Raw genomic sequence first — 7,485 nt, 5'->3', positions numbered from 1 at the left:
GTGGCGAACTCGCGGGCGCGGGCGGGGCCGCCGGTGCCGGGCGCCAGCGGCGGGGTGTCGCGCCCCGACCCGGCGCGCAGCCCCTCCAGGAACTCGGCGAACGCCTCGCGGGCGCTGTGCCGGGGCGTCCAGCCGAGCTCGGTGCGGGCCCGCGAGGTGTCCATGACCGGGATCTCCAAGGCCAGGTCGAACAGGCCGGGCGAGGCGGGCACCAGGTGCAGGTTCCACGCGGCGGCCAGCGCGGCCCGCACCCCGCGCCGCGGCACCCGGACGGTGCGGGCGCCCAGCAGGTCGGCGAGTTCGGCGGCGTCGACGACGGGATCGGCGGCGATGTTGAACGCGCCGCGCACGTCCCGGGTCGCGGCGAGCCGGAACGCCTGCCCGGCGTCGGCGGAGTGCAGGAACTGCATCCGCAGGCCCGGCATGTCCGGCACGACCCGGATGAGGTCGGGGCGGGCGAGCCGGCCCGGCAGCAGCGGCCCGGCGAACAGCCGCCGCTGCTCGCCGGCGCTCTGCCGCTCGAAGACGAACCCCGGCCGGAGCCGCACCACGCGGCGGCCTGGATCGGCGGCCTCGAACGCGTCCAGCAGCCGCTCCACGTACGCCTTCTCCCGCGAGTAGACGGCGCCCGGCCACCCGTGCGTCGGCCACGACTCGTCCACCGCGCGGTCCTTGGGGCCGGGGGAGTAGGCGCCGACCGACGAGGAGTACACCAGCGCCGGCACCCCCGCCTCGGCGGCGGCGTCGAACACCCGGCCGCTGCCGATCACGTTGGCGTCCCAGGTGACCGCGGGCCGGTGCGTGGGCTGGAACAGCCACGCCAGGTGGATCACGACGTCGGCGCCGCGCATCAGCGGCACCAGGTCGCTGTCGGTGACGTCGGCCTCCGCCCACTCGATCTTGCCGGTGCCGGCCGGGTCGGTCTCCCGCGCCGCGCCCGGCCCGGGCTCGCGCCGGCTCAGCCCCGTGACGGCGGTGACGGCCGGGTCCTCGGCGAGCGCGCGCAGCGTGCTGGTCCCGATGTTGCCGGTGGCGCCGGTGACGACGACGCGCATGGCGATCTCCCCCTCGGTCGGCGGTCCTCGGTGCGGGACGGGCGCGTCCCCGCAGGTGGACGGCCCCATTCCCGGCCTGCGCCGATCTATGCCCGCGCCCCGCCGCCGGGCGCGGCACCCGGCCGGGCGGCACCCGGCCGGCGGGGGCCGGTCAGGTGGGGCGGCAGTGCAGGCACGGGCGGTACCCGGCCGCCCGCGCCGCCGCCAGGGTCGCGAACCCGCGCCGGTGACCGGGCCCGATCCGCCGCGCGTCCCCGCACGTGGGGTAGCACACGATCCCGGTGGTGTCCGAGCCGACCAGCCGCACCCCGCGCCGCGCCAGCTCGGCCGCGCCGTCGACGTCCACGTCCTCGGCGCGCAGCAGCCGCTCCTTGGCCTCCGCGCCGAACACGTAGTCGCCCAGCGACCCGTCCGACCGGGTCACCCGGTGGCAGGGGATCAGCAGCGGCACCGGGTTGCGGCCCAGCGCCGACCCGACCGCCCGCACCGCCCGCGGACGCCCCGCCCGCGCCGCCACCCACGCGTACGGGCGGGTCTGCCCGCGCGGGATCTGCGCGGCGGCGGCCAGCACGGCGGCCTCGAAGTCGCTCAGGCCCCGCAGGTCCAGCGCGAGCCCCCCGGCCCGGCCGGTGCGCAGCGCCGGCAGCAGCCCGGCCGGGGGGCGAGCGGCGGGCAGCAGCGGCCGCGCGAACCGGGACCGGAACGCCTCGGCGAACTCCCGCTCGCCCATCCCGGCGCGCAGGAAGGCCACGCCCCGGTCGGTGAACGCGACCTGCAACCCGGCCAGCGGCCCGTCCTCCAGCGGCCCGGGCACGCGGACGCGGCGCGCGGCGATGCGGTCCAGCAGCGCGGGCGGCGCATCGGCGGCCAGCCCCGCCAGCTCCCGCGCCAGCTCGCCCTCCGGCCGGTCGGTCCCGGTCATCGCGGACCCCCTCCCTGCGTCTGCCCTCTCGGCGTCTGCCGTTCCGGTCCTCCGTCCGGCTCCTGCCGGTCGGCGCGGAGCCGCCGCAGCCGCGCCAGCCCCCGCGACACGTGCGACTTCACGGTGCCCTCCGGCAGGTCCAGCACCGCCGCCACCTCGGCGACGGGCAGATCCGTCACGTGCCGCAGCACCACCGCGGCCCGCTGCGCCGCCGGCAGCTCGGCCAGCAGCGCCGCCAGCTCGCGGCCGGTCTCGCGGCGCGCGGCGGCGTCCTCCACGCCCTCGCCCGGGTCGGGCGGGTCCGCGACGTCCTCGACCGGGCCCGCCGACGCGGGGCGCCGCGCCGCCGACCGCAGGCTGTTGCGCCACACGTTCGTCAGGATCGCCAGCAGCCACGCCCGCGGCCGCAGCCCCGCGACGCGGTCCGGCCCGTACCCGGCCAGCGCCCGGTAGGCGCGCAGGAACGCCTCCGCCGACAGGTCCTCGGCCTCGGCCCACCGCCCGCACAGCCGCAGCGCGGTGGAGAACACCGCGCCCCGGTACGCCTCGTACAGGGCCGCGAACCCCTCGTCCAGGTCCCGCGCCAGCGCCGCCGCGACCTGCGCGCCCGCCGCGTCGCGGGCGCCGCCCGCCGGGGCGCGCGCAGCAGCCTCGTCCGTAACCGTCACATCCGTTCAACACCGCCCCCGCCCGCCCGGTTGCACCGCTCGCGGAACGCCCCGGGACGGCACGGGGCGGGCGGGGGTCAGCCGAGCCAGCCGGGGCGGATCACGCCGGTCTCGTAGGCCAGCACCACCAGCTGCGCCCGGTCCCGCGCCCCCAGCTTGGCCAGGATACGGCTCACATGCGTCTTCGCCGTCGCCGGCGACAGCACCAGCCGCCCGGCGATCTCCTCGTTCGACAGGCCCGCCGCGACCAGCTCCAGCACCTCCCGCTCCCGGTCGGTCAGCGCGTTCAGCTCCGCGGCGGGCGGCGGCGCGGAGATCCGGGACGCGAACTCGGCGATCAGCCGCCGCGTCACCGCCGGCGCCAGCAGCGCGTCGCCGCGCGCCACCACCCGCACCCCGTGGATCAGCTCCGGCGGCTCGGTGTCCTTCACCAGGAACCCGCTGGCCCCCGCCTTGATCGCCCCGTACACGTACTCGTCCAGGTCGAACGTCGTCAAGATCACCACCCGCACGCCGGCCAGGCGCGGGTCGGCGATGATCCGGCGGGTCGCCTCCAGCCCGTCCAGCACCGGCATCCGGATGTCCATCAGCACCACGTCGGGCCGCAGCTCCCGGGCGCGCGCCACCGCCTGCTCCCCGTCCCCGGCCTCGGCGACGATCTCGATGTCGTCCTCGCCCTCCAGGATCGACCGGAACCCCGCCCGCACCAGCGTCTGGTCGTCGGCCAGCATCACCCGGATCACGCGCTCTCCTCCATGTCCGCCGTCTCGTCGTCCGCCGCGCGGCCCGGCCGGCCGCCGCCGTCCAGCGGCAGCCGCGCCGCCACCCGGAACCCGCCCGCCGGGCCCGGTCCCGCGGTCAGCTCCCCGCCGACCGCCGCGGCGCGCTCCCGCATGCCCCGCAGCCCGTTGCCCTCCGCGGCCGCCCCGCCCCCCCGGGCCGGCGCCGTCGTCCTCCACCACCACCGTCACCGCATCGGGCAGGCACCGCACCTCCACCGCCACCGCCGCCGCACCCGAATGCCGGACGGCGTTGGTCAGCGCCTCCTGCACGATCCGGCACCCGGCCGGCCCCACCGGCGCCGGCACCGCCTCCAGCACCGCCGTCCCCGCCGCCCCGGGCTCCGGCAGATCACCGGACCGCCGCACCTGCAGCCCGGCCTGCGCGGCCCGGTCCAGCAGCTCACCGACCCGCGCCAGCGACGGCGCCGGCGACGGCGCCGCCGCCGGCCCGCCCGCCCCCGCACCGGACCCGCCGACGTCGTACCCGTCGGCGTCGTACCCGTCGACCTGCCGCAGCACGCCCAGCACCCCGCGCAGCTCCCGCAGCGTCTCCTTGCTGGCCGCCCGGATCGCCTCCAGCGCCGCATACGCCCGCTCGGGGTCGCCGCGGCGGTGCAGCGCCGCCCCGGCCTGCACGTTGATCAGCGACATCTGGTGGGCGAGCACGTCGTGCAGCTCCCGCGCGATCCGCAGCCGCTCGGCCACCGCACGGCGCCGCGCCTCGGCCTCCCGGTCCCGCTCGGCCTCCGCCGCGCGCCGCTCGGCCGCCTCCGCCCGGTCCCGCCGGCCGCGCACGTACTGCCCCAGCGCCACCATCACCAGCAGCCCCAGCGTCAACGACGCCACCCCCCGCGCGTCGGTGATCGCGTCCGGGTCGTCGCTGCGGTCCCCGCCCGCCGCCAGCGACAGCGCCAGGAACCCCGCGTTGGCGGCGATCACCGCGCCCAGCGACACCACCAGCCGGCACTCCACCGCCGCGTTGAACAGCGCCACCCACAGCAGCACCGCCACCGGCCCGTCCGGATACCCCAACGGGTAGTACAGCGGCGGCACCGCCACCGCCACCGCCAGCACCGCCACCGGGAACCGGCGCCGCCACGCCAGCGAAAGCGTCCCCACCGCGATCAGCGCCAGCCCGCCCGGCCACAGCGGACGGTCCCCGGGCTTGGCGGCCGCCTCGCTCAGCCACACCGTCACCACCAGCGCCGCCGCCGCGAGGGCCGCGTCGCCGGCCGGGCCGCGCGCCAGGTCCCGCAGGCGGCGCAGCCGGGCCCGCATCGCACGGCGGATCGGAGGCGCTGTCACGGGCCAACCGTAGTTCAGCCGCACCCCGCCCCGCGATCTTCACCCCGGGGGCACCCCTGACCTTCGGCAGTAACACCGCAGTTAACCGGCCAGTAGCGCGGGGCCCGTGAACGCCTCCGCGGCCCACGGCACCCGCCCGCGCCACCGCCCGCACCGCCGCGACCGGTGCCGCGACCGCTGGCGTGCGCGCGCTGCGGCCGTCCGCGCTGCGCGCCGCCGCGCGCCGCCCCACCCGCGGCGCGCTGGTCAAGGACGTCCTGCTGTACGCCGCCCTGGCCCTCCCCGCCGCCACCGGCATGATGTCCCCGCCGCGGCCCGGGCAGGCGTCCTGGCCGCCGCCGGCGAACTGCGCCGCGCCGCCCCCGCCACCGGCATCATCATCCTGACCACCTTCGGCGAGGACGAGTACATCGCCCACGCCCTGTCCGGCGGAGCCGGCGGCTTCCTCCTCAAATCCGGCGACCCCCGCGAGCTCATCGCCGGCGTCCGCGCCGTCGCCGGCGGCGCCGCCTACCTGTCCCCGAAGGTCGCCCACCGCGTCATCGCCCAGGTCGGCGGCGGCCTCGCCGGCGGCGCCCGCGCGTTGTCGGCGTCAGCGGTGCACCCCGAAGTTGAACGACGCCGTGCCCAGCCGCCCGTACAGCACCAGCCACAGCGACACCAGCTGCTCCACCGCCCGCGCCGTCGACAGCGGCCCCAGATCCACGATCCGCTCGCCCGGCCACCCGAAACCCCCCAGCAGACCGGCCGTGACCCGCTTGGCGTCCTCGTCGTCCCCCGACACGAACACCACATGCGGCCCCGGCACCGACGACGGCCGCACCATCACCGTCCCGTTCATCGTGTTCAGCGTCTTCACCACCCGCGCCCCCGGGAACGCCTCCTGGATCCGCTCGGCCAGGCTCAGCCCGCCCGGCGCCAGCACCGCCGGCGGGAACCCCGCCGAGAAGTCCAGCGGATTCGCCACGTCCACCACCACCCGGCCCGACAGATCACCGGCCGCCCCCAGCGCCTCCAGCGACGCCGCGCCGTTCGTGGCGTTCACCACCACCTCCGCGTCCCGGCACACGCCCGCGAAGTCCCCGTGGCGGCCGCCGTGCTCACGCGCCCACTCCGCCGCCCGCGCATTGTCCGCGGTCCGCGACCCCAGCGCCACCTCATGCCCGGCGCCCACCAGCGCCGACGCCAGCCCGCGCCCCACCTCGCCCGTGCCCAGCACCGCAATCCGCATCTCGCCGTCCCCGCCTTCCAACCGTGGTCGCAACGCGGCCCATGCTGGGCGGACCACCCCCGACCCGTCCAATACCCGCAGTGATAACCAACGGCTATGACACCGGGGGAGAGGGCAGAACCCGAACCGCGCGCCCACGAGAAAGGGCCGCCCCGGCGGCGCCGCAGCACCACCGGGACGGCCCCGCCGACCCGTCTCGGCTAGGGGAGAGGGCCCTGGCGGCGCGTCACGCCGCCCATCACGTCCGGCATCGTCACAGCCGCGTCCTCCAGGGGAGCGTTCACCTGCGCCGCACCGGCCGGCGCGCCCATACCGGCATGCGGCAACGGCCCTCCCAGCGGCGCGCCCGCCACGGCCGGACCGGCACCCAGCAGCACCGCGCCCGCCGCCACGCCCCGCAACGACGTCACCAGCGGACCCAGCACCCGGACCAGCACCAGCGCCACCACCGGCGCCACCACGACCCCCACCAGGAACCCCGCCGCCACATCATGCGGATAGTGCACGCCCACGAACACCCGCGAGAACGCCATCAGCGCCGCCAGCGGCAGCACCACCGGCGCCATCGCCCGCCACGCCACCACGATCGCCGCCGCCGACGCCGCCGCGATCGTCGCGTGGTTGCTCGGGAACGACCAGTCGCCCTGCGGCGGGCACGCCGCGATGTGCACCGCCCCCGCCACCGCCCGGCACGGCCGCTCCTCCTCGATGAAGGACTTCGACACCTCGCTCACCAGATACGCCGACACCACCGCGAACGGCGCCGCCAGCGCCAGCCCCATCGCCCGCGCGTCCAGACCCCGGGCCCGCCACCAGCCCACCACGAACAGCACGGCGAACAGCAGCAGCCCCGCGTCGGTCCCCACGTCCGCCGCCTCATGCACCCAGGACGGCGTCCCCTGCGCGAAATCGGTGATCTCCCGGTACAGATCGGCGCTGAAATCCGGCGCTCCCATGCTCTCCCTCACACTCGCGGGCGGCCCCGCCCGACACCCATGGGCCGACACCCTTGAGACACCGGGCCGACCGCCGAAGTTCACCCTACGGCCACCATCACCGAAAGCCTGTCACTTTCCCGCCATCACCCGCCGGACAACGGCCCCACCCGCTCGGCCCGCCCCGCCGCCTCCGCGTCCCGCCGCGGCCCCCGCCCACCGGCCGCCGCCCGGCGGCGCCGCCGCACGAAACGCACCCCCTCCACCGCGCCCGTCACCGCCAGCGCCAACCCGAGCCCCACCGCTGCACCCCGCACCGGATCGCCCTCGAACGCCGCCCCGCCCACCACGCCCAGCACCACCCCGTACACCGACCACGACACCGCCGCCACCGCCGCGAACAACGAGAACCACCGCAACCGGTAACCCACCGCGCCCATCGCCGCCGTCACCGCCGTCCGCCCGCCCGGCACATACCGCGCCACCACCAGCACCAGCCCGCCCCGCTCGGCCAGCGCACCCCCCGCCCACGCGAACACCGCATGCCGCCGCGTCCCCGGCCGCAGCCCCCGCACCAGCCGCCCGCC

At 77.9% G+C, this 7,485-nt stretch carries 8 protein-coding genes and 1 pseudogene; 1 reads left to right on the top strand and 8 read right to left on the bottom strand.

Annotation, left to right across the window (positions count from 1 at the left end; genetic code table 11):
- From ACIWVC_RS22265 to ACIWVC_RS22245, 5 genes and pseudogenes are all read right to left on the bottom strand, one after another.
- Positions 1–1,055, bottom strand: a 1,055-nt coding sequence (locus ACIWVC_RS22265) for an NAD-dependent epimerase/dehydratase family protein (protein ID WP_396450950.1), incomplete at its 3' end; no start/stop codon positions are given.
- Positions 1,056–1,206: 151 nt separating this feature from the next.
- Positions 1,207–1,977 (bottom strand): methylated-DNA--[protein]-cysteine S-methyltransferase, encoded by a 771-nt coding sequence (locus tag ACIWVC_RS22260; RefSeq protein ID WP_396454529.1) that lies wholly within the window; start codon positions 1,975–1,977, stop codon positions 1,207–1,209.
- A complete protein-coding gene (locus ACIWVC_RS22255) occupies positions 1,974–2,645 on the bottom strand; it encodes an RNA polymerase sigma factor (RefSeq protein WP_396450946.1) in 672 nt (223 codons plus the stop codon). The genes ACIWVC_RS22260 and ACIWVC_RS22255 overlap by 4 nt, the downstream gene beginning before the upstream one ends.
- Before the next feature lie 77 nt (positions 2,646–2,722).
- The gene (locus tag ACIWVC_RS22250) at positions 2,723–3,388 is read right to left on the bottom strand and encodes a response regulator (protein ID WP_396450963.1); all 666 of its coding nucleotides are present in this window, start codon (positions 3,386–3,388) and stop codon (positions 2,723–2,725) included.
- A gap of 603 nt (positions 3,389–3,991) precedes the next feature.
- Positions 3,992–4,078: pseudogene (locus ACIWVC_RS22245) on the bottom strand (hypothetical protein); the annotation flags it as partial.
- Positions 4,079–4,914: 836 nt separating this feature from the next.
- Here ACIWVC_RS22245 and ACIWVC_RS22240 point away from each other — a divergent pair.
- On the top strand, positions 4,915–5,118 hold the full coding sequence (locus ACIWVC_RS22240; RefSeq protein WP_396454528.1) for a hypothetical protein: 204 nt from the start codon (positions 4,915–4,917) through the stop codon (positions 5,116–5,118).
- Between the two features lie 206 nt (positions 5,119–5,324).
- On the opposite strand, the gene ACIWVC_RS22235 is transcribed toward ACIWVC_RS22240, so the two are convergent.
- The 3 genes from ACIWVC_RS22235 to ACIWVC_RS22225 all read right to left on the bottom strand — a co-directional run.
- A complete protein-coding gene (locus ACIWVC_RS22235) occupies positions 5,325–5,963 on the bottom strand; it encodes an NADPH-dependent F420 reductase (RefSeq protein ID WP_396450942.1) in 639 nt (212 codons plus the stop codon).
- A 200-nt stretch (positions 5,964–6,163) separates the two neighbouring features.
- Positions 6,164–6,919 carry a phosphatase PAP2 family protein gene (locus ACIWVC_RS22230; protein ID WP_396450940.1) on the bottom strand — a complete coding sequence of 252 codons (756 nt, stop codon included), beginning with the start codon at positions 6,917–6,919 and terminating at the stop codon, positions 6,164–6,166.
- Between the two features lie 125 nt (positions 6,920–7,044).
- A partial coding sequence (locus tag ACIWVC_RS22225) for a DedA family protein (RefSeq protein ID WP_396454527.1) occupies positions 7,045–7,485 on the bottom strand: 441 nt, incomplete at its 5' end.

The organism is Actinomadura sp., from assembly GCF_044508335.1.
Classification (GTDB): Bacteria; Actinomycetota; Actinomycetes; order Streptosporangiales; family Streptosporangiaceae; genus Spirillospora.
Note: the sequence above shows the minus strand (reverse complement) of the source record. Positions and strands in the feature narration are given on the sequence as shown.